Annotated in this window: 20 protein-coding genes; 5 read left to right on the top strand and 15 right to left on the bottom strand. The window is 62.7% G+C overall.

Annotated elements, in window-relative coordinates:
• Positions 1–115 precede the first annotated feature (115 nt).
• Genes E4P32_RS04980 through E4P32_RS04970 form a run of 3 tightly spaced genes read left to right on the top strand, consistent with a single transcriptional unit; the run spans position 116 to position 3,952 of the window.
• Positions 116–592 (top strand): (2Fe-2S)-binding protein, encoded by a 477-nt coding sequence (locus tag E4P32_RS04980; protein WP_116432984.1) that lies wholly within the window; start codon positions 116–118, stop codon positions 590–592.
• Positions 589–2,892, top strand: a complete 2,304-nt coding sequence (locus E4P32_RS04975; RefSeq protein WP_116432985.1) for a xanthine dehydrogenase family protein molybdopterin-binding subunit — start codon at positions 589–591, stop codon at positions 2,890–2,892. The genes E4P32_RS04980 and E4P32_RS04975 overlap by 4 nt, the downstream gene beginning before the upstream one ends.
• 25 nt (positions 2,893–2,917) lie before the next feature.
• The gene (locus E4P32_RS04970) at positions 2,918–3,952 is read left to right on the top strand and encodes an XdhC family protein (protein WP_116432986.1); all 1,035 of its coding nucleotides are present in this window, start codon (positions 2,918–2,920) and stop codon (positions 3,950–3,952) included.
• A 12-nt stretch (positions 3,953–3,964) separates the two neighbouring features.
• Here the strand turns inward: E4P32_RS04970 and E4P32_RS04965 are convergent, their stop codons facing one another.
• The 14 genes from E4P32_RS04965 to dctP all read right to left on the bottom strand — a co-directional run bounded on the left by E4P32_RS04965 (position 3,965) and on the right by dctP (position 17,932).
• Complete coding sequence (locus tag E4P32_RS04965; RefSeq protein WP_116432987.1) at positions 3,965–4,567, bottom strand: nucleotidyltransferase family protein; 603 nt, start codon at positions 4,565–4,567, stop codon at positions 3,965–3,967.
• 50 nt (positions 4,568–4,617) lie between these two features.
• Positions 4,618–6,720, bottom strand: coding sequence for an EAL domain-containing protein (locus tag E4P32_RS04960; RefSeq protein ID WP_116432988.1), 2,103 nt, complete (start codon positions 6,718–6,720; stop codon positions 4,618–4,620).
• Between the two features lie 20 nt (positions 6,721–6,740).
• A complete protein-coding gene (locus E4P32_RS04955) occupies positions 6,741–7,187 on the bottom strand; it encodes a response regulator (RefSeq protein WP_116432989.1) in 447 nt (148 codons plus the stop codon).
• Positions 7,174–8,523, bottom strand: a complete 1,350-nt coding sequence (locus E4P32_RS04950; protein WP_116432990.1) for an ATP-binding protein — start codon at positions 8,521–8,523, stop codon at positions 7,174–7,176. The genes E4P32_RS04955 and E4P32_RS04950 overlap by 14 nt, the downstream gene beginning before the upstream one ends.
• Before the next feature lie 328 nt (positions 8,524–8,851).
• Entirely contained in the window at positions 8,852–9,784 is a 933-nt protein-coding gene (locus E4P32_RS04945; RefSeq protein ID WP_116432991.1) for an acyltransferase domain-containing protein, read from the bottom strand.
• Positions 9,781–10,722, bottom strand: coding sequence for a triphosphoribosyl-dephospho-CoA synthase MdcB (gene mdcB / locus E4P32_RS04940; RefSeq protein WP_116432992.1), 942 nt, complete (start codon positions 10,720–10,722; stop codon positions 9,781–9,783). Before mdcB ends, E4P32_RS04945 begins: the two co-directional genes overlap by 4 nt.
• A complete protein-coding gene (gene mdcG / locus E4P32_RS04935) occupies positions 10,710–11,402 on the bottom strand; it encodes a malonate decarboxylase holo-[acyl-carrier-protein] synthase (RefSeq protein WP_116432993.1) in 693 nt (230 codons plus the stop codon). The genes mdcB and mdcG overlap by 13 nt, the downstream gene beginning before the upstream one ends.
• On the bottom strand, positions 11,386–12,102 hold the full coding sequence (gene mdcE / locus E4P32_RS04930) for a biotin-independent malonate decarboxylase subunit gamma (RefSeq protein WP_116432994.1): 717 nt from the start codon (positions 12,100–12,102) through the stop codon (positions 11,386–11,388). The genes mdcG and mdcE overlap by 17 nt, the downstream gene beginning before the upstream one ends.
• Positions 12,099–13,001: a biotin-independent malonate decarboxylase subunit beta gene (locus tag E4P32_RS04925; protein ID WP_116432995.1), complete on the bottom strand. Its 903-nt coding sequence runs from the start codon at positions 12,999–13,001 to the stop codon at positions 12,099–12,101. Before E4P32_RS04925 ends, mdcE begins: the two co-directional genes overlap by 4 nt.
• The gene (gene mdcC / locus E4P32_RS04920; RefSeq protein WP_116432996.1) at positions 12,998–13,309 is read right to left on the bottom strand and encodes a malonate decarboxylase acyl carrier protein; all 312 of its coding nucleotides are present in this window, start codon (positions 13,307–13,309) and stop codon (positions 12,998–13,000) included. The genes E4P32_RS04925 and mdcC overlap by 4 nt, the downstream gene beginning before the upstream one ends.
• A gap of 1 nt (position 13,310) precedes the next feature.
• Positions 13,311–14,978 (bottom strand): malonate decarboxylase subunit alpha, encoded by a 1,668-nt coding sequence (mdcA, locus tag E4P32_RS04915; RefSeq protein ID WP_116432997.1) that lies wholly within the window; start codon positions 14,976–14,978, stop codon positions 13,311–13,313.
• A 1-nt stretch (position 14,979) separates the two neighbouring features.
• Positions 14,980–16,329 carry a TRAP transporter large permease gene (locus tag E4P32_RS04910; protein ID WP_116433895.1) on the bottom strand — a complete coding sequence of 450 codons (1,350 nt, stop codon included), beginning with the start codon at positions 16,327–16,329 and terminating at the stop codon, positions 14,980–14,982.
• Positions 16,330–16,331: 2 nt separating this feature from the next.
• Complete coding sequence (locus tag E4P32_RS04905; protein WP_116432998.1) at positions 16,332–16,907, bottom strand: TRAP transporter small permease; 576 nt, start codon at positions 16,905–16,907, stop codon at positions 16,332–16,334.
• On the bottom strand, positions 16,904–17,932 hold the full coding sequence (dctP, locus tag E4P32_RS04900) for a TRAP transporter substrate-binding protein DctP (RefSeq protein WP_116432999.1): 1,029 nt from the start codon (positions 17,930–17,932) through the stop codon (positions 16,904–16,906). Before dctP ends, E4P32_RS04905 begins: the two co-directional genes overlap by 4 nt.
• A 243-nt stretch (positions 17,933–18,175) precedes the next feature.
• Between dctP and E4P32_RS04895 the strand changes: the two genes are divergently transcribed.
• Positions 18,176–18,880, top strand: a complete 705-nt coding sequence (locus E4P32_RS04895; RefSeq protein ID WP_116433000.1) for a GntR family transcriptional regulator — start codon at positions 18,176–18,178, stop codon at positions 18,878–18,880.
• Here E4P32_RS04895 and E4P32_RS04890 read toward each other — a convergent pair.
• A complete protein-coding gene (locus tag E4P32_RS04890) occupies positions 18,877–19,761 on the bottom strand; it encodes a LysR family transcriptional regulator (protein WP_116433001.1) in 885 nt (294 codons plus the stop codon). The two genes, E4P32_RS04895 and E4P32_RS04890, sit on opposite strands and share 4 nt — an antisense overlap.
• A gap of 149 nt (positions 19,762–19,910) precedes the next feature.
• Here E4P32_RS04890 and argC point away from each other — a divergent pair, with 149 nt between their 5' ends.
• A complete protein-coding gene (gene argC, locus E4P32_RS04885; RefSeq protein ID WP_116433002.1) occupies positions 19,911–20,837 on the top strand; it encodes an N-acetyl-gamma-glutamyl-phosphate reductase in 927 nt (308 codons plus the stop codon).
• Positions 20,838–20,858 lie beyond the last annotated feature (21 nt).

Here is a 20,858-nt window from a genome sequence, read left to right as displayed (position 1 = left end):
GTAGGACAATCGTTGCGATACTCCGACATCTCTCGGAATTTGCTGCTACATTTGCCAGTGGCAGCGAAACATTCCTTCACTAGGTCTCCACCCAAGTCGGAAAGGTAGAACAATAATGCCCGCACTCACCGCACTCACCATCAACGGCAAACAGCACAACGTCGATTTGCCCGAAGACACTCCCATCCTCTGGACCCTGCGCGACCAGCTCGGCATGACCGGCACCAAGTTCGGCTGCGGCATGGCCCTGTGCGGCGCCTGTACCGTGCACCTCGACGGCGAACCGATCCGCTCCTGCATCACGCCGATCTCGGCCGCCGTCGGCAAGAAGATCACCACCATCGAAGCCATCGCCGAAGACAAGGTCGGCAAATCGGTGCAAGAGGCCTGGATGGCGCTGGGTGTGCCGCAATGCGGCTATTGCCAGGCCGGCCAGATCATGTCGGCCACCGCACTGCTGCGCGCCACACCCAATCCGAGCGACAAGGACATCGACGACGCCATGAGCGGCAACATCTGCCGCTGCGGTACCTACACGCGCATCAAGGCGGCGATCAAGCAGGTTGCGGCACAGAACGGAGGCGCCAAATGAGCGCCGATCTGAGCACCATCGCTGAGAATATCCAACTGAGCCGCCGCAGCCTGCTCAAGGGCATCGGCGCCCTCGCCGGCCTGGCGCTGACGGTCGGTGTGGACGGCATCGTGATGGCAGCCGACGCGCCTAAATTCGGCGGCGACGGCATGCCGGGCGGCCTCAAGGACAACGCCCTGCTGTTCGTCTCCATCGGCGCCGACGGCGTCGTCACCATCGTCGCCCACCGCTCCGAAATGGGCCAGGGCGTGCGCACCAGCCTGCCCATGGTCGTCGCGGACGAACTCGACGCCGACTGGAGCCGCGTGCGCGTGGTGCAGGCGCAAGGCGACCAGGAAAAATACGGCAACCAGAACACCGACGGCTCGCGCAGCATGCGCCACTCCTTCGGCCCGATGCGCCAGGTCGGCGCCACCGCGCGCCTGATGCTGGAGACCGCCGCCGCCGCGCGCTGGAAGGTGCCGGTCGGCGAAGTCGAAGCGAAGAACCATGAACTGATCCACAAGCCCAGCGGCCGCAAGCTCGGCTATGGCGACGTCGCCGCCGACGCGGCCAAGCTGCCGCTGCCGGCGCGTGAAAGCGTCAGGCTCAAGACGCCGCAGCAATTCCGCTACATCGGCAAGGACAGCACGCGCGGCATCGACTTGCACGACATCGTCACCGGCAACACCCAATACGGCATCGACACCCGCCTGGAAGGCATGGTCTACGCCGTCATCGCGCGTCCGCCGGTCTATGGCGGCAAGCTGGCCACGGTCGACAGCAGCGAGGCGCTCAAGGTGCCCGGCGTGATCCGCGTGGTCGAACTCAAGGGCAGCCCGCCGCCGGCGCTGTTCAATCCGCTGGGCGGCGTGGCCGTGATCGCGCGCAATACCTGGGCCGCGATCAAGGGCCGCGAAGCGCTCAAGCTGACCTGGGACAACGGTCCCAATGCCTCCTACGATTCGGCCGAATTCCGCAAGACCATGGAAGCCGCAGCGCGCCAACCGGCCAAGGCCGTACGCAACGCCGGCGACGCCATGACCGCGCTGGCGAAAGCGCCGCGCCGCATCGAAGCCGAGTATTACCTGCCGCACATCGCCCACGCCACCATGGAGCCGCCTGCGGCCGTGGCGCGCATCACCGGCGGCAAATGCGAAGTCTGGGCCTGCGTCCAGGCGCCGCAAGCCACGCGGGAAACCGTGGCCGGCCACCTCGGCCTGAAGACGGAAGACGTCACCGTCAACGTCACCTTGCTGGGAGGCGGTTTCGGCCGCAAGTCCAAGCCCGACTTCGCCGCCGAAGCAGCGCTGTTGTCCAAGGCCATGAACGGCGCCCCGGTCAAGGTCACCTGGACGCGCGAAGACGACATCCACCACGACTACTTCCACACCGTGTCGGTGGAACGACTGGAAGCCGGCCTCGACGCCGACGGCAAGGTCAGCGCCTGGCTGCACCGCACTGCGGCACCGACCATTGCGTCGATCTTCGCCGCCGGCGCCAAGGGCGAAGCACCGTTCGAGCTGGCGATGTCGGCGGTGAACATTCCTTATGCAATTCCCAACATTCGCGTGGAAGCGCCGGAAGTCGAAGCCCACACCCGCATCGGCTGGTTCCGTTCGGTATCGAACATTCCGCATGCTTTCGCTGTCCAATCGTTCAGCGCCGAACTGGCGGCGGCGGCCAAGCGCGATCACCGCGACTACCTGCTCGAACTAATCGGCCCGGCGCGCAAGATCAATCCGTCCGAGATGGCCGACGGCTGGAACTACGGCGAGTCACCGGAACGTTATCCGCTCGACACCGGCCGCATGCGCGGCGTGATCGAACTGGCAACATCCAAAGCCGGCTGGGGACGCGAATTGCCCAAGGGACGCGGGCTCGGACTGGCGGTGTGCTACAGCTTCGTCACCTACGTCGCCGCCGTGGTGGAAGTCGAAGTCAACGATGAAGGCGAAGTGAGCATCCCGCGCGTCGACATCGCGGTCGATTGCGGTCCATCGATCAACCCGGACCGCATCCGTTCGCAAGTCGAAGGCGCCTGCATCATGGGCATCAGCCTGGCGATGACGGGAGAGATTTCGTTCAAGAACGGCGCCGTGGAGCAAAGCAATTTCCACGACTATGAAGTGTTGCGTGCGTTCGCAGCGCCCGCCAAGATCGACGTGCACATCGTGCCGCATACGCTCGACGTGCCGCTGGGCGGCGTCGGCGAACCGGCCACGCCGACGATTGCGCCGGCACTGTGCAATGCAATCTTCGCAGCTACCGGCAAGCGTATTCGCCAGTTGCCGATTCGTGAGCAGCTAAAGAAAGCTTAAAGCAAAGAAGGAAGGAAAACCGCGCATGGAATCCATCGACTTCGACGTCCTCAACACCGCCCTTACCTGGCACGAGCAAGGCCATCGCGTCCTGCTCGGCACCGTCACCCACACCTGGGGGTCGGCGCCGCGTCCGGTGGGGTCAATGATGGCGATTCGCGGCGACGGCCATGTGCGTGGTTCGGTCTCGGGCGGCTGCGTCGAGGACGACCTGATCCGCCGCATCCAGGGCGGCGAGCTGGAGCGGACGCTGCCGTTCGAACTGACCTATGGCCTCACCGCAGATGAGGCGCACCGCTTCGGCCTGCCCTGCGGGGGCACATTGGAAATCATGATGGAGCCGGTCTCGGCGCAGTCGCGCATTGCCGAATTGCTGGCCGCCGTGCGCCGGGGGCTGCGCGTCACGCGTACGCTCGACCTCGACACCGGCGCGGCTACGCTCGCCACCGACAGCGAGGCGCGCCAGACCGTGGTGCAGGATCGCAAGCTGATCGCGCCCTACGGCCCGCGCTACCGCCTGATCATCATCGGCGCCGCACAGATGTCGCGCTATGTCGCGCAGTTCGCGCTGGCGCTCGACTACCAGGTCATCGTCTGCGATCCGCGCGCGGAATACCTGCAGGAGTGGGACATCGCCGGCGTGGAACTGTCCGGCGAGATGCCCGACGACCTGCTCATGCGCCTGCAACTCGACGCCAACAGCGCCGTGGTGACGCTGACCCACGATCCCAAGCTGGACGACATGGCGCTGATCGAAGCGCTCAAGTCGCCGGCCTTTTACATCGGCGCGATCGGCTCGCGCACCAACAACATCAAGCGGCGTGAGCGGCTGGCGCTGTTCGACATCAGCTCGGCCGAGATCGACAAGCTGCACGGCCCGGTCGGCTTGTTCCTGGGTGCGCGCACGCCGCCCGAAATCGCCATTGCCGTCCTTGCCGAAATGACCGCCATCCGTAACGGCGTGACCATTTCGCAAACGCATGCGGCGCGCACCGATCCGTTGCCGGACGCGAGCGGAAACGCCGGCGGCAGTTGCGCCGTCGGTGAATTCAGCAAATAGATTCCGAGGATTTCAGCGCGCGTCGAGGTCGGCGCGTGTATCGATGTCCCGGTGGATGCCGGGATCGTTGACGGGGATTTCGTTGACCGGAAACTCTTGCAGCAAGCTCCGTGCGCCACGGTCACCGCTCAATGCCAGCAAGCCGTCCAGATGGCTGCAGCCAAAGGCGACCGGATTGCCGCGCTTGCCCTGATACGTCGGCACGGCGATCTGCACGCCGTCTTTCAATGCAGCCAGCAAACCGCGATGCGTCGCCGCCTGCACATATGGCATGTCGGCCAACGCAATGATCCAGCCGACGGCGTTCTGCGTCTGCCGTATCCCGTACATCAGCGAAGCGCTCATGCCCGTATCGGCGTCGTCGCAACCGATGACCTCGCAACCGGCCGCAGTCAGCAGTCGACTCAGCTCGCTGTCGACGGCGCGGACCACTGCCAGCACCGGCAATACCTGCAACATGGCGCGTGCCGCGGCGACCGCAACCACTTCATCGCTCTCGGGCAAGGATGCCAGCAGCTTGTTGCCGGCGCCGGCAGGATCGAAACGCGTGCCTTTGCCGGCGGCCAGCAGCAGGCCGCGGAAAGGCGCTTGAGGGGAATGGATGACGGAGCTCATGGCTTACGATTATCCATCAAAACAATGACAGCAGCAGCGGCAGCGATGTATCAGGAGGATTTGATGCCTGCCTGCAGCAGCCGCGTGCACTCGTCCACCGGCAAAGGTTTGCTGAAGTAATAACCCTGCACCTTGTCGCAGCCGTTTTCTTTCATGATGTTGCATTGCTCCAGGTCTTCCACGCCCTCGGCCAGCACTTCCAGGTGCAGGCTGCGCGCCAACGCGATCACGGCGCGCGCGATGGCGAGATCGTCGGCGTTGTTGCCGACGTCGCGCACGAAGGAACGGTCGATCTTGAGCTGGTCGACCGGAAACCGCTTGAGGTAATTGAGGTTGGAATAACCGGTGCCGAAATCGTCGATCGACAGCCGCACGCCCATGGCCTTGAGCAGCTTCATGACTTCAATGCTCTTTTCAGGCGACTCCATCGAGGCGCTTTCGGTCAGCTCCAGCTCCAGGCAATGCGAACTGAAGCCGCTATCGTCCAGCGCCTTCCGCACCACCGCCGCCAGGTCTTTCTGGGCAAACTGTTTGGCCGACAGGTTGACCGCCATCGTCAGCCCGTGCACGCCCAGGTCATGCCAACGCTGGGCCTGGTCGCAAGCAGTGCGCAGCACCCACTCGCCGATCGGTACGATCAGGCCGGTTTCTTCCGCCATCGGAATGAATTCCATCGGCGAGATCATGCCCTTTTCCGGATGCTGCCAGCGCAGCAACGCTTCCACGCCGACGATCTCGCCGCTCTGCAGCGACACCTGCGGCTGGTAATGCAGCAGCATTTCTTTCTTTTGCACCGCCTGGCGCAGTTGCGACGCCATTTGCAGGCGATGGCTGACCTGGCTGTTGAGCGCCGGCGTATAGAACTGGAAACGCTCAAGCACATTGTCCATGGCGCGGTGCATGGCCACCTCCGCGGCTTGCAGCAAAGCGTCGCCGTTGTCGCCGTCGTTCGGATAAATGGTGGCGCCGATGTTCGATTCGAGATAGACGCCCTCATGACCGTCGACGTGATACGGCAAGTCGAGCACGTCGATGATTTCCTGCACCACCATGGCGATCTGATCCTGCTCCGGCACATGCACCACCATGGCGAAACTGGTGTCGCCGAATCGCGCCAGCGTGGCGTCATGCTGCATCAGGCCGGACAACCTGCGCCCGGCTTCGACCAATGCGTCTTCACTCATTTTCAGTCCCAGGCTTTCGCGAACGGCGATGGCGCCGCGTACCCCGATCAGGATCACCGACAGCAATCCTGGCCGACGTTCGCGTTCGACGCGCGTGATGCCCTGCTCCAGACGGTCGCGCAACAGACTGCGATTGGGCAAGCCGGTCAGGACGTCGTAGTTGCTGAGCCGATGGACGCGATCTTCCGCCTGGCGCCACTGCGTGATGTCGATGCCGCTGCAGACGTAGTTGAGCGCCGGACCATGGTCTTCCTGCAGGAACGTGGTCAGCCACAATATTTCGCGCCGCTCGCCGCCGGCGGTGAGCCAGCGGCTCTGGTATTGCAGCGGTTGCGTCTGCATGTGCCAGTTGAGGAAATGATTGCGCACCGGTTCGAGTTCCTCGGCCGGAAAAAATATATCCCAGAAATGCTTGCCCTGCACCTGCGACAGCGTATAGCCGGTGGTGCGCTCGGCGGCCTGGTTGAAACGCACGATGCGGCCTTCCTTGTCCAGCATCAGCCCCAGCGCGCCTGTCGTATCGAAAATGGCCGACAGCAAGTTGCGCTCGGCTTGCAGCGCCTGTTCCATCTTGTTGCGGATCTGATTCTGATGCGCCTCCTGCAGCGCGCGCTCAACTGCCGACGGCAGACGCGCCAGATTGGATTTGAGTACGTAGTCGTAAGCGCCCTGCTTGAGCGCCTTGATCGCACGCTCTTCGCCCATGGTGCCGGAGACAAACAGGAACGGCGTGCTGGGCGTGATCTGCTGCACGATCTGCAGCGCCGACATGCCGTCGAAATTGGGCAAGGAGAAATCGCCGAGCACGATATCGGGCTGATAGCGGCTCAATGCCTCGACGAAGGCATCCTCGGTCTCCACCTGCTGGACATCGCAGGCGATGCCGGCGCGCGTCAGTTCATAGCGCGACAATTCGACGTCGCCCGGATCGTCTTCCACCATCAGTATTTTCAGCGTACTTCTTCTCATCCCCGTCCCCGATTCTCTTTTTAAGATGCCGGTACTTTGTTGACGAGCATCCAATAAAACCCGGCCTTCTCGACCTCTTCCTGGAAACTCTCGAACTCGACCGGCTTGACGATATAACTGTTGACGCCCAGCTGATAGCACTCGCTCAGGTCCTGTACCTCGGCCGACGAGGTCAGCATGACCACCGGAATCGAACGCGTCTCGGGATCGGCCTTGATCCGGCGCAACACCTCGATGCCGCTGACCCGGGGAAGTTTGATGTCGAGCAGGATCAAACGCGGAAGTTCCCCTTTGGGGCGATTGGCGTAGACGCCGGCGCAGAACAGAAAATCGAGCGCATCGGCGCCGTCCTGCACCCATTCAACGTTATTGACGAGTTTCTTTTTTTGCAGCGCGCGCAGCGACAGCTCGGCATCGTAGGGGTTGTCTTCCACCAACAGGATGTCGATCTTTTCAAAGTTGTTCATGGGTCTGCTCCCTTGTCACCGCAGGCAAGGTGAAATGAAATACCGCACCCTCACCGACCACGCCCTCGGCCCAGACGCGGCCGCCGTGACGCGTGACGATACGATGCACGATCGCCAGGCCGACACCGGTGCCTTCGAATTCACTGACCCGATGCAAGCGCTGGAATACGCCGAACAGTTTGTTGTAATAGCGCATGTCGAAGCCGGCCCCGTTATCGCGCAGGGTATAAGTGACACCGCCCTCGACCTCTTCCGCACTGACGTCGATCAGTATCTGTTCACGCTTGGCGCTGAATTTGAGCGCGTTCGCCAACAGGTTGAACCACACCTGCTTGATCAGCGTGATATCGCCTTCCGCGACCGGCAAGTCGCCGAGCCGCAAGGTCGCCGGAACGGTCACCGCACTCGCGGCTTCATCGAAACAGGCCTTGGCCAGCGCGGTCATGTTCAGGTGGCCGTAGTTGAGTTCCTTGCGGCCCAACCGCGAAAACTCCAGCAATTCATCGATCAGCCGTCCCATGTTGCGCGTGTTGTTACGGATCACCTGCAGCTTGCGCAAGCCTTCTTCGTCGAGCTGGTCGGCGGCGTCTTCCTCCAGCATGCGCGCAAAGCCGTCGACGGCGCGCAAAGGCGCGCGCAGGTCATGCGACACCGAATAGCTGAAGCTCTCCAACTCCTTGTTGCTGGCCTCGAGTTTTTCGATATTGCGCTGCAACGCGCGCGTCAGTTCACGATTTGCATCCTCAAGCTGGTTGCGCGCGAGGATCTCCAGTTTGAGCGCACGGTTCAGCGCGTGCAGGTGCCGGACGCCGGCAACGGTATCGCCGCTCAGCGCCGGCACTTCAAGTTCCTGCGCGCCGCACTGCTCCTGCAACTGGTCGCTCAGGCGGCCCAGTTCCTGCCGCTCCTTCTTGAGCTGCACATAGGAGGTGATGTCTTCGGCGCGGTGCATGATGTAGCGAATGGCGCCGTCCTTGCCGAACACCGGGAAATTGGACGGACTCCAGTAGCGGGTTTCGAATCCGCTGCCGCCGGGGCACGGCACATCGTATTTCTGCATCGCCATGGCATGAGGCGCCTGGGTTGCCAGCACGCGCTCCAGCGAACTACGCAGATTGGCCACGCCGTCGGCAGATGGGTCCTCAGGGTTGTCGGGAAAGACCTGGAACAGATGGCGGCCGACGATTTGTTCTCGCCTGGTCAGCGTCGCCTGCAGGTAGGCATCGCTCACCGCGATGATGGTGAAATCGGGCAGCAAGACCAGGAACAGCCCCGGCACCGATTCGAATAACAGCTGGAAATCTGTAATCTCCTTGTCGGAGATCTCTGAAGTCATCGTTTATATCCGTACGAAAGATGCGTCAATCGGTCACGTATTTTTCACTTGGAACAGCGGTCTCGCACATAGTTGTCAATTTTCTGGCGCAAAACCAGCACCAGCATCGGCGCCGTTGTCGATATGGCAATTTATTTTATGATTGTTATTAAGCTGTAACGACGAGACCAATGTACCTAATTGATAGTTACATTTCAAGCGTACGTTCGCGTTTTCATGAGCAATGTACAAAACCTTGTTTTTTAGGCAACCAAGGTCTGCGTGGTAGGTTGGAAAGCGGCGTGGGATGGCCGGTTGCGGGCGACGGCATGTTGCGCCGCTGCAAAATTCAGTCGAGCCGGCTACGTAACCAATTCAGCACGCCGGCAAGACTGCGGAAGTCGGAAACCGAGCGGCATTCGATGTGCGGATGACGTTCCCGCAGCATGCGCGACAGGGCCGACCCGGGTCCAAGTTCCAGCGCGACACTGATGCCGCGTTCGGCGCAGGCATCCATGCAGGACGACCAGCGTATGGTGTGCGTCAGTTGTTGTGCGAGCGTGCTGCGTGCGGATGAAACGTCATGAATTTCGCCCCCTGACACTCCGGCCAGGACCGTGCAGGCAGGTTCGTGAAAATCCGCCGCATCGAGCGCCGCCGTAAACGGCGCCAGCGCAGGCTCCATCAACGCTGTATGCGAGGCGATGCCGACCGGCAAAATGCCGGTCCTGCCGCCGATGCCTTCCAGCTCGCTTTGCGCAGCCAGCAAGTCGTCGCTGCGTCCGCCTGCAATCAAGGTATCGAATCCGGTGGCGATCGCCACGAACGCACCGTGACGTCGCAGCAGTTCCTGCGCTTCACCGGCCTCGATGCCGCCGACCGACATCAGACCCTGATGCGGCGCGTGTTTCAGGCAGGCATCCATATATGCGGCACGCGCGACGGCGAGATCGATTGCGTCGTTCCCCGGCAACGCGCCGGCGACGCCGTAAGCGGTCAGCTCGCCGATGCTGTAACCGGCAACCAGCGTCGGCGCAGGCAACTCCTCGCGCAACATGCGCCACGCCGCCAGCCCGGCCGCGACGATCAACGGTTGCGCATGGCGATTGGCGAACAGCAATTGAGGATCATGCAGAATCTCATCGAGCGGCCTTCCGAGCCGGGTATCGAGCGCCTGCTCCTGCACGATATGATCACCGCGCGCATCGGCGCGCAGCATATCGAACATGCCGGGATGCTGACTCCCCTGTCCCGGACAAAGAACGGCAAAACGTGCGCTCATGCCTGCCGCTCGCCACCGCACACCGTGTGGATCAGACAAGCCGCCGCGAGCAGATCGGCAGCGCCGCCGGGCGACAAGCGCCGCTCCACGAATTCGTGATGGACAGCTTCGGCACGCACCAGCCACGCGGGATCAGCCGTACCGCCGCCGGCCAGGAACTCGCGGCTGCGTTGCTGCACCAGCGCCGCGCCTGCCGCGCCGCCGCGGTGATAGACATTGGTGTCGCTGACATGCGCCATCAGTGCGAACAAGGCGTCGATTTTGGCGCAATGCCAGTCGCGTCCGGCCGCGAGCGTGGCCTGCAGTTGCGGCAAGGCGATCTCGAAGACGGAAGGAAAACCAAGCGCGCCCTCTTCACGCGCACCGCCCACGGCGTGACGTGCGGCGACGCGCAAACCGTGGCTGGCAGTCTCTTCGTTTTCAATCGATGAATTGGTATGTCCCGTCAACGCATCGCCCCAGCGGATCAGCAAGGTGGCGCGAATCGCCTGCGGCGACAGCGTCATCTCCTGGCTGCGGCAGCAGGCAATCGCCGCGCACAGCATGCCCAGACAGAAGATCGCACCGCGATGCGTATTGACGCCGCCGGTGGCCTTGAGCATGCGTTGCTCGGCGTCGATACCGAGACGTTTAAGTTCATTGAAGGAGGTGCCGGCCGCGCCTGCTGCGGCGATGTCGGAAAAATAGCGACGCAGCGAGAACAGGCTACGCAGAAAAGTCGTCGCATCCATGTCGTCGTGGCTGCCGTTGTCAACCGGCGAGACCAGGCCCGGTTTGGGATACAGCGTCAATTCCTGATGCAGGCTGCGCAAGGCCATGCGAGCGAGTTCGCGGCAGAAAGCCTGCTGCCGGCGTTGGCGACGACGTCGCTCGGTGTAATGCACCGCCACCGGCAAGCGCATGGCAGGCAAGGGAGCAAGGTGATCTACGCCGCGCATGCGCGCTCCTCAAATTCAGCCAGAAGCTCGCCCACACGCTGCAAGGCGACGCCGCTGTCGTGTTTGATCAATACGCGGTTGTCGAGATTGCCGCAGGCTTGCGCCCACTCTTTCCAAGACACTGCATGTCCGGTCGGGAAGGCGATCTCGCCATCGAGCGGCAGACGCGTGGCGTACTGCTGCAGCAGGGACACGCCCTGCTCCAGTTGCAAGTGATCCGATGGACAAAACAGCACATCGATATCCGACGCCGGCCGCAAATAGGATTGCCCGGTCAGCGCCTGCAAAGCGAGGGAACCGTATACGCGAATCTCAAGTCCTTGCGCAGTGATGTCGCCGTGCAATTCAAGCAGGCCATTGCGCCATTGCGATCCGGCATGTTCGATCACATCGGCAATCTCCAGCGGCGCCCGCATCTCGCACACGCCTTGCAAGCCGACACGCAAAGGGATGCGCAACTTGACGCCGTCCTGATCCGGCGGCAAGGCAATACCGAGGCAGATCTCGCCGGGTGCGCAATCGGCATCGCGGCGACGGATCACCGCCGGCCAGTCGAGCTGCAGCCAGCGTTGCACGGCGAAGCGATGGTCATCGACGACGCACGCAAGCGCCTCGCGCCAGCCGGCTTCGTTCAGCCAGACCAGCCCGTGGCGCGTGGACAAGTCAGAGCGGCTGGACATCGCTGTTGCTGACGATGGCGTCGACCACGCGTTGCGACCAGTTGCGGCCGCCGCGCTGCAAGCCGACCGCCGCGCGCCGGTCGGTGCTGTCCGCGTCTGCCAGCGCTTGCGCCAGCTGAGCGGCCAGGTCGCCGCTCCAGATCTCGGCGACGCCGCCCATGCGATGGTAATTTTCCGGCCCCGGTGCAAACACCGGATTACTCTTTGCCAGTTCCACCAGGCGTTCTTCCGGCACCTTGGTGATACGCGCCATCGCCGGCAAGCCCATCACGCGAATGGTCGCGTTCGGCAGCGCATAGCAGGCGTCGGCCATCAGGCCGCTGGTGATGAAGCCGCCCGACAAGGCCTGGTCGTACACCAGTCCGATGATCTTGTGCCCCTGCTGACGCGCCAGGGCGATGCATTTCCCCAGGTGCGCCATGTAGCTGTTGATGCCCAGCATCTCGTCGCGGTGGCGCAGGCGCTGCCCTTGCGTGTCGACCAGGATGACGATGGCGCGGCCGGGATGGTCGCGCACGGTTTGCAGGATGGCCTGCGCCTGCGACAAGGCGATCTCGATGCCGATCGGCGTGTGGCCGGTGGTGCCGACGATGGTCACGACCTCGCCGTCGACCTGCGCGGTACCGGACAGGAAGTCGGCCTTTTCGGTGATGCTGTGGCCTTGCGGGAATAAATCGTCCGCCAGTATTTGCCAGCTCATGGTTGTCCCTTCACACGATGCGATTCAGCCAATGTGGTGAACGCTGCCGCCTCCAGCATGGCGATGTCCTGCGGCTTGTCGATGCCGAGGCGCTGCCATATCTCGAGCGGATCGGCGGCGTCGCCGAAGCGGGTGATGCGCTGCTCCAGCATGGCTTGCTCGGCTTCCAATGCCTGCAGGCTCAGCGCCGTCGGATTGTTCTTGAATGCCGCCAGCGTCTGCGTGGCCGCATCGCGGAATGCCGCCGTATCGTCGGCGACGATGCCCTGGCAATCGCCGAGCAGGTAACGGTGCTTGCCGCCGGTGGTGCGCCACACCAGCGCGCGGTCGCGCGAGTCGAATTCTTCGACGCCGTTGGCGGTTTCGATGACTTCCGGTCCGGACATGGCCAGACGCCCTTCTTCCGACATGATGATGGCGTTGGCGCAACGCGCAACGATGCCCATGCCGCCGAAGCAGCCGTTGGAGCCGCCCACCAGCACGATGACGGGAATGCCTGCTGCGCGTGTATCGAGCACGGCGCGCATGACTTCGGACACGGCGATCAGGCCGGCGTTGGCTTCGTGCAGGCGCACGCCGCCGGTTTCCAGCAACAGGATGACGCCTTCGGCTTGTTCCTGCACGGCGCGCTTGAGCAGACCGACCAGTTTGGCGCCGTGGACTTCACCGACCGCACCACCCATGAAACCGCCCTCCTGCGCCGCGGCAAACACCGTGGCGCCGTTGAGCGCACCGCGTCCAACCACGACGCCGTCGTCAAACGACACCGGCGCATCGAGCTGCCCCAGATGCGGACTGACGATGCGTTTCGACGGCGGCAAGAATTCTTCAAAACTGTCGGCGTCGAGCACCTGCGCAATGCGTTCGCGGGCATTCGCTTCCAAGTAACTGGTTGTCATCTTGCCTCCACAACCGATTCCACCGCCTGATCCAGGCGCAGGCTGACCACTGCCGGCGTGGCGCCCATGTCGTTGATCGAGATGCGCGTGTCGGCCAGTTGCCAGCGCTTGTTGAAGTCGCCGATGACGGCTTCCCAGATGGCGCCGAAACCGCGCGCGGCGGTCTTGATTTCGACGGAGCAGCCGCCTTGCAGGTCGACTGATTCGATCAGCACTTCGAGATTGCCCGAGCTGACCACGCCGACCAGTTCGGCCTTGGCGGAGAGCTTGCGGGTGCCGTTTTCAAAACGATAGTTCAAGGTTTCCATATCACCAGTTCCTGAAACGTTTGGGCGGGTTGTACAGGCCGCCGGAAGCGCGCACCAGATCCTTCATGTTCTTGGCCGCCAGCAAGTCGCGCGTGGCCAGGCGCTTGTCGATGCCCATGTCTTCGGCGCGGCGGATGATGCCCCGATCACGCAGGTTCTCGACCATGCGCTTGTCGCGCGCCAGGCCGACCGGCGTGTAGCCGGCGACGCCGCGTATGGCCTGCTCGCGCTCTTCTTCGGTGCGGCACAGCAGCAGGTTGGCGATGCCTTCTTCGGTCAGGATGTGGGTGACGTCGTCGCCGTAAATCATCACCGGCGGGATCGGCATGTTGGCCTGTTCGGCCAGTTGCCAGGCGTCGAGCCGGTCGACGAAAGCCGGTTGCATGTGTTCACGGAAGGTCTCCACAGTCTGCACCACCAGCTTCTGCCCGCGCGGGATGGTGTTCTTGCCGGCCCTGGCCTGCTGGCCGGCCTTGAGCCAAGCCGGGCTGGCATGACGGCGGCCGCGTGCGTCGGCGCCCATGTTGGGCGCGCCGCCGAAACCGGCGATGCGGCCCAGCGTCGCGGTCGACGAATTGCCCTGCAAGTCGATCTGCAGCGTCGAGCCGATGAACATGTCGCAGGCGTAGTGCCCGGCGGTTTGCGAGAACGCGCGGTTGCTGCGCATGGAGCCGTCGGGTCCGATGAAGAAGATGTCGGGACGCGCGCGGATGTAGTCTTCCATGCCCAGCTCGGAGCCGAAGGAATGCACCGATTCGACGAAGCCCGCTTCGATCGCCGGGATCAATGCCGGATGCGGATTCAGCGCCCAGTGCTTGCAGATCTTGCCGCGCAGGCCCAGCGATGCGCCATAGGTCGGCAGGATCAGCTCGATGGCGGCGGTGTCGAAACCGATGCCGTGGTTGAGGCGCTGCACTTCGTATTCGGCGTAGATGCCCTTGATGGCCATCATCGCCATGAGCACCTGAATCTCGGAGATTTGCGCCGGGTCGCGCGTGAACAGCGGCTCGATGTAATGCGGTGTCGGCGCCTTGGTCACGAAGCTGACCCAGTCGGCCGGGATGTCGATGCGCGGCAATACGTCGACGATTTCATTGACCTGGGCGATGACGATGCCGCTGCTGAAGGTGGTCGCCTCGACGATCGCCGGCGTGTCTTCGGTGTTGGGACCAGTGTAGAGATTACCGTGGCGATCCGCTGCCTGCGCCGCCACCAAAGCAACCCGTGGCGTCAGGTCAACGAAATAGCGGCCGAACAATTCCAGGTAGGTATGGATGGCGCCGATGTTGAGTTTGCCGGCCGACGCCAGCTTGGCCAACCGGCCGGCCTGGGGACCGGAGAAGGAAAAGTCCAGTTTCGAGGCGATGCCTTTTTCGAAGACGTCCAGATGCTCCGGCAAGGCCAGCACCGAGAACAGCATGTGCAGGTCGTGCACACGCGCCGGATCGAGCCCGGCCAGCGCCTTCGACAAGAAGTCGGCCTGCTTCTGGTTATTGCCTTCGAGGCAGACGCGATCGCCTGATTCAATGACGGCGTACAACAAATCGGCAATGCGCGCCGAAGGCAGAAGCTTGCCTTCCAACGAATTGCCCAGCACGCTGCTTGCGCGCGCCAGGCGTTCATTGCGATTGGTTTGCCGACGATTCCAGACGTGGCCGGTGGCAGACATTTTATTTCACTCCCATGATGATGTCGGGCAAGCCGGTGGCAATACCCGGGAAAAAGCACAGCAGGATCACGGCCAGGAACATCAGCGCCAGGAACGGGATCGTGCCCTTGATCACTTCCGACAACGGGATGTCGGGCGCGATGTTCTTGATCACGAACAAGTTCAAGCCAACGGGCGGATGGATCAACCCCATTTCCATCACCACGGTCATGACGATGCCGAACCAGATCAGGTCAAACCCGGCTTCACGCAACGGCGGCAGGATGATCGGCGCCGTCATCAGGATAATCGACACCGGCGGCAGGAAGAAGCCGAGCACGATCACCATCAGCAGGATCACCGCCAGCAGCAGCCATTTCGACAGGTGCATGTCCACCACCCACTGCGCTGCCGACTGGCTGATGTGCAGGTAACTCATCACATAGGAATACAGCAGCGACATGCCGATGATCAGCAGCAGCATGCCCGACTCCTTGATGGTCGAGTTGAGAAACGGCACCAGCTCGCGCGGCTTGTAGATGCGATAGACAACGGCGATCAGCACGATGGCCAGCAAGGCGCCCAGGCCGGCGGTTTCCGACGGTGTCGCAAAGCCGCCGTAGAGCGCGATCATGACGCCGATCAGCAGGATCAGGAAAGGCAGCACGCGCGGCAGCATCTCCACCTTTTGCGCCAGCGTGAAATGCTCGTCGTCGAGGTAGGCCGACTTGGCGCCGCCGCCGGTGTAGATGGCGTGGGCCATCTTGTATTCCTTGCGGGCGCGGTACATGGCGTAACCGGCAAACAGGATCACCAGCAACACGCCCGGACCGATGCCGGCGAGGAACAGCCGTCCCAGCGATTGTTCTGCCGCCACTGCGTACAGGATCATGGTGATCGAAGGCGGCAACAGGATGCCCAGCGTGCCGCCGGCAGCGATGATGCCCGCTGCAAACCCGGGCGAGTAACCGCGACGGCGCATTTCCGGAATACCGGCCGAGCCGATGGCCGAGCAAGTCGCCGGCGACGAACCAGCCATCGCCGCAAACAAGGCGCAGGCAAACACGTTGGCGATGCCGAGGCCGCCCGGCACGCGATTCAACCAGGCGTGGATGGCCGAGTACAAATCCTTACCGGCCGGTGATTTGCCGATCGCCGCCCCCTTGAGGATGAACAGCGGAATCGACAGCAAGGTGATGGAAGCGATTTCTTCGTAGACGTTTTGCGTGACGGTGTCGAGCGAAGACGCCGGCATGAAGAAATACATGAACGAGGTCGCCACCACACCCAGCGCAAATGCGATGGGCATGCCGGAGCACATCACGAGGATGGTGACGATCCCGTACAGGGAACCGAGAACTAAAGGCGTCAGCGTCATGCTTGCTCCTTGGCCGCTACAGATGCAGGTACAGTGCCGGTGATGCGGGTCAATACCTGCACCAGCAATTGCAGCGTCAACACGGTCATGCCGATCGCCATCATCGAATAGGGAATCCACAGCGGCGGCGCGAACGTCGACGAGGTGGTCTGGCCGTCGACCCAGGCTTCGTGGAACAGCGTCCACGACTTCCACGCGAAGAACGCGCAGAACACGAACGAGATCAGGTCGACGATGAACATGCGCACCTGGTTGGCGCGCGGCGACAGGAAGCCGGCCAGCGCTTCGATGCCGATATGGCCGCGCAGCGATTGCACGTACGCCGAACACAGGAAGATCACGCCCACCAGCATGAACACCGACGCCTCATCCTGCCAGTCGGTCGGCTGATGGAAGAAGTAACGCACCACCACCGAGTAGGTCAGGATAATCGACGTCAGCATCAGCGCAATCATCGCCAGGAATACCGCGAGCTTGTTGAATTTCTCCAGCGCGTGGTGCAGCCCGGCGACGACGGCGTTGGCCGGCGTCGCGGGCTTGGCCTGCGGCTGCATTTCGAAGCCGTGACTCATAGGAGTTTCTCCGCCAGTTTGAGCAGGTTGGCGCAGTTGGCATTGCGTGCGGCGAAGTCTTTCCACGCGGTGGCGCGGGCGATGTCCTGCCATTTCTTGACGGTGGCGGCGTTGAGGTCGACCACCTTGGCGCCGGCCTTCTGGTACACGGCGGCGACGGCGACGTCATCGGTCTGCGCAGCCTTCAGCGCGAACTGTTCCATCTCGGCGCCGACGGCCATGATGGCGGCCTGCTGGTCCTTGGTCAGTTTTTCGAACACGGACTTGGAAATCATCAGCGGCTCGAACATGTACCAATACGCCTTGTCGCGACCGGTGGTCAGCGCCTTGGCGACTTCTTCCAGGCGGAAGGAGATGAACGAGGTCGACGAGGTCATAGCCGCGTCCATCGCGCCGGTTTGCATGGCGGCGTAGATTTCGTTGGACGGCAAGGTCACGACGGCGGCGCCGGCTTCCTTCAGGATCAGGTCCATTTCACGCGAGCCGCCGCGCACTTTCATGCCCTTGGCGTCTGCCGGTTCGATGATGGGCTTGGTGCGCGACGCGACGCCGCCGGCCTGCCAGATCCAGCTGACGATCAGGATGCCCTTCTCCGCCAGGATGCGCGCCAGCTCCTTGCCGACTTCGGCGTTCTTCCAGGCCGAGCCTTGCGCGTACGAGGTCACCAGGCCTGGCATGAGGCCGATGTTGGTTTCCGGTACTTCGCCGCCGGCGTAGTTGAGCGGCACCAGCGACATGTCGAGCGCGCCCTTGCGCATGGCCGAGAACTGCGCGTTGACCTTCATCAGCGAGGAGCCGGGATAAATTTCAAATTTGAGGCTGCCGTTGGTGCGCTTGGCGACGCCTTCGGCAAACATGCGCGTGAGGCGGTCGCGGAAGTCGCCTTCGTTGATGGTGCCGCCGGGGAATTGATGGGAAATCTTCAGCGAGGTGGGCGCGCCCTGGGCCCACACCGACGAACCTGCCGTCCACAGTGGCGCGGTCGCGAGTGCACCGATGATGCTTCTACGTTTTTGCGAAGTCATTGTTGATCCTCCTTAAGGTGAGAGAAATACTGCTTTTTTGTACTTTTAATTGGTGCGATGTATCTAAGTTCTTATCAACTTGAGGGCGCCGGAATGTCTCTTCCGTGTTTCCGGCGCCGTTGAATTTGTTGTCGTCTTGCTTTTTTAAGCGGATTTCTTGTATACACGTTCTTACAAAACAAATACATTGTCAAGCATCAAAGATGATTTAGAATGGTTTCATTGCATACTTGATATCAATCCATGGATACCCCTAAGAAACGTTCCGAGACTTTGCGCGAATCGATCGAAGAACTGATCGCCGTCGGCAAACTCGCGCCCGGCCAGCATCTGGACGAGACGGTTCTGGCCGAGCAGTTCGGCGTCTCGCGTACGCCGATCCGCGAAGCGTTGATCCAGCTGGCGTCGATGGGCATCATCGTGATGCGGCCGCGGCGCGGCGCCATCGTGGCCGAGATCGGGCCGCAGCAGTTGATCGAGATGTTTGAAGTGATGGCCGAGCTGGAAGCCATGTGCGGGCGTCTGGCGGCGCGCCGCATGTCGGCGGCCGAGCATGCGTCGCTGATGGCGGCGCACCAGGCCTGCAAGGACGCGCGCGACGCTGTCGATCCGGATACCTATTTCTACAAGAACGAAGACTTCCACGGCCAGATCTACGCCGGCAGCCACAATGCCTTCCTGGAAGAACAGGCGCGCGTGCTGCAACGCCGCCTGCGCCCTTACCGCCGCCTGCAGCTGCGCGTACGCGACCGCCTGAAACGGTCTTACGACGAGCATGAAGGCGTGGTCAACGCCATCATCGCCGGCGACAGCGAACGCACCGTCGAACTGCTGCGCCAGCATGTGATGATCCAGGGCCAGCGCTTCGCCGACCTGGTGGCCTCGCTGCATCAGCTCAAGATCGCGCCGAACGGCGAGAGATCTGCTCTGAGCGACGCTCTGGCTTAGTCCAGGCTAAAGCGCCACAGCACGTCCAGCACGTGCTGCGTCGGGCGTTCGATATTCTCCGCGCGATGCGCAATCCCCAATTGTCTCCACAAGGCCGGCCGCAGCGGCAGCATCTGCACGCGCGGATCGGGCAGCGGCGCGCCCTGCTCGTGCGGTAATAGCGTTGCGCCGTAACCCGCCGCCACCAGGCTCTTGATCGCATCGTTGTAGTTGAGCTGGATGCGTGGCGCCGGCCGTTGCCCGCCGCCGGCAAACCATTCCTGCGTCAGGTGCGACAAGCGCGTGCCGGCATCGTTGAGGATCAGCGGTTGCGCCGCCAGCCATTCGGGCGTGACCTGGGCCGGACTGCGCCAGCCGGACGGCAGGAAGGCCATTACCGGATCGCGCCGCCACGGCTGCACCACCAGCCGCGCCACCGGCGTTTGCGGCAAGGCCACCAGACCGACATCAAGGGTGCCTTCGCTGAGCCGGCTCAAGGTGTCCTGCGAGGTCAGCACTTCCACCTGCACGTCGATGCCGGGATGATCCTGGCCCAGCACCTCCAGCGCCTGCGGCAACAGATGCGCAATCGCGCCGGTCGAAGCGCCCAGTCGCACGCGTCCGGCCAGTCCCTGCACCTGCCGCTGCACGTCTTCCAGCGCCTGCTCGGCATCGGCCAGCAGGCGGCGCGCGCGCTCGATCAGGGTTTCGCCGATGGTGGTCGGCCGGATCTGGCCGCGCTTGCGCGACAGCAAGGCTGCGCCGATACGCTCTTCCAGGTCGGCAATATGCAGGCTGATGGTCGGCGGCGCCAGATGCAACACGCGCGCCGCCTCGGCGAAGGAGCCATGGTCGGCGATGGCGACCAGCGTACGCAGGCGGTCCAGGTTGATTTCTCTCATGGCGAACCTCGGGTTAAAAGATCTGAATCAGAAAAACTGAATGTTGTCGTTATTAAATTCAACTTTTCTTATTTTAACAAGACGCCGAAGATGAGTGCCTCATCTCTCCCAATTGTTAACTGTTAATTGTTCAGCGAAGGAACGCGATCATGGCCAAACCTCTTGTTTTCATTGACGGCGACCAGGGCACCACCGGTCTGTTGATCCACGACCGCCTGCGTCATCGCAGCGACCTGCAACTGGCGACGCTGCCGGCCGCCGAGCGCAAGGACGCAGCCCGTCGCGCCGAAGCCATCAACGCCTGCGACATCGCCATCCTGTGCCTGCCGGATGCCGCTGCGCGCGACGCGGTTGCCGCCATCGAGAATCCGGCCGTACGCGTGATCGACGCCAGTTCGGCGCATCGCACCACGGCGGGCTGGGTCTATGGTTTCCCGGAAATGGACGCCGGCCAGGCAGAGCGCATCGCCACGGCCTCGCGCGTGACCAATCCGGGTTGCTACCCGACCGGCGCGATCAGCTTGTTGCGCCCGCTGATCGAAGCCGGCCTGGTGCCGCGCGACTATCCGGTCAGCGTACATGCGGTGTCGGGTTATTCGGGCGGCGGCCGCCCCTCGGTGGAACAATATGAAGGCCCGCAAGGCGCGCAGGCGCTGGCCTTCCAGCTGTACGGCACGGCGCTGGCGCACAAGCACCCGCCTGAAATGCAGCGCTACACCGGCCTCGATCATCGTCCGATCTTCGTGCCGGCCTATGGCGCGTTCCGCCAGGGCATCGTGCTGACCATCCCGCTGGAGTTGCGCCTGCTGGCCGGCGTCGAGGGCAAGCAACTGCATGCCGCGCTGGAGCGCCACTATGCCGGCGCTGCGCATGTACGCGTGATTCCATTGGAAGAAACCAAAACGCTGACGCATCTGAATCCGCAAGCGCTCAACGGCACCAACAACATGGATCTGGGTGTGTTCATCAATGAGGAGCACGGACACGTGCTGCTGTCGGCGGTGTTCGACAATCTCGGCAAGGGTGCTTCCGGCGCGGCGGTGCAGAACCTGGATCTGATGCTGCAACACGCCTGAGGAGCAGAAAAAACAGCGGGA

This window comes from Herbaspirillum sp. 3R11 (assembly GCF_004563925.1).
Lineage (GTDB): Bacteria > Pseudomonadota > Gammaproteobacteria > Burkholderiales > Burkholderiaceae_D > Herbaspirillum.
Note: the sequence above shows the minus strand (reverse complement) of the source record. Positions and strands in the feature narration are given on the sequence as shown.

Bases quoted from the DNA above. Each gene is read 5' to 3' on its own strand.
- E4P32_RS04980 (WP_116432984.1), top strand. From the start codon at position 116: ATGCCCGCACTCACCGCACTCACCATCAACGGCAAACAGCACAACGTC.
- E4P32_RS04975 (WP_116432985.1), top strand. From the start codon at position 589: ATGAGCGCCGATCTGAGCACCATCGCTGAGAATATCCAACTGAGCCGC.
- E4P32_RS04970 (WP_116432986.1), top strand. From the start codon at position 2,918: ATGGAATCCATCGACTTCGACGTCCTCAACACCGCCCTTACCTGGCAC.
- E4P32_RS04965 (WP_116432987.1), bottom strand. From the start codon at position 4,567: ATGAGCTCCGTCATCCATTCCCCTCAAGCGCCTTTCCGCGGCCTGCTG.
- E4P32_RS04960 (WP_116432988.1), bottom strand. From the start codon at position 6,720: ATGAGAAGAAGTACGCTGAAAATACTGATGGTGGAAGACGATCCGGGC.
- E4P32_RS04955 (WP_116432989.1), bottom strand. From the start codon at position 7,187: ATGAACAACTTTGAAAAGATCGACATCCTGTTGGTGGAAGACAACCCC.
- E4P32_RS04950 (WP_116432990.1), bottom strand. From the start codon at position 8,523: ATGACTTCAGAGATCTCCGACAAGGAGATTACAGATTTCCAGCTGTTA.
- E4P32_RS04945 (WP_116432991.1), bottom strand. From the start codon at position 9,784: ATGAGCGCACGTTTTGCCGTTCTTTGTCCGGGACAGGGGAGTCAGCAT.
- mdcB (WP_116432992.1), bottom strand. From the start codon at position 10,722: ATGCGCGGCGTAGATCACCTTGCTCCCTTGCCTGCCATGCGCTTGCCG.
- mdcG (WP_116432993.1), bottom strand. From the start codon at position 11,402: ATGTCCAGCCGCTCTGACTTGTCCACGCGCCACGGGCTGGTCTGGCTG.
- mdcE (WP_116432994.1), bottom strand. From the start codon at position 12,102: ATGAGCTGGCAAATACTGGCGGACGATTTATTCCCGCAAGGCCACAGC.
- E4P32_RS04925 (WP_116432995.1), bottom strand. From the start codon at position 13,001: ATGACAACCAGTTACTTGGAAGCGAATGCCCGCGAACGCATTGCGCAG.
- mdcC (WP_116432996.1), bottom strand. From the start codon at position 13,309: ATGGAAACCTTGAACTATCGTTTTGAAAACGGCACCCGCAAGCTCTCC.
- mdcA (WP_116432997.1), bottom strand. From the start codon at position 14,978: ATGTCTGCCACCGGCCACGTCTGGAATCGTCGGCAAACCAATCGCAAT.
- E4P32_RS04905 (WP_116432998.1), bottom strand. From the start codon at position 16,907: ATGAGTCACGGCTTCGAAATGCAGCCGCAGGCCAAGCCCGCGACGCCG.
- dctP (WP_116432999.1), bottom strand. From the start codon at position 17,932: ATGACTTCGCAAAAACGTAGAAGCATCATCGGTGCACTCGCGACCGCG.
- E4P32_RS04895 (WP_116433000.1), top strand. From the start codon at position 18,176: ATGGATACCCCTAAGAAACGTTCCGAGACTTTGCGCGAATCGATCGAA.
- E4P32_RS04890 (WP_116433001.1), bottom strand. From the start codon at position 19,761: ATGAGAGAAATCAACCTGGACCGCCTGCGTACGCTGGTCGCCATCGCC.
- argC (WP_116433002.1), top strand. From the start codon at position 19,911: ATGGCCAAACCTCTTGTTTTCATTGACGGCGACCAGGGCACCACCGGT.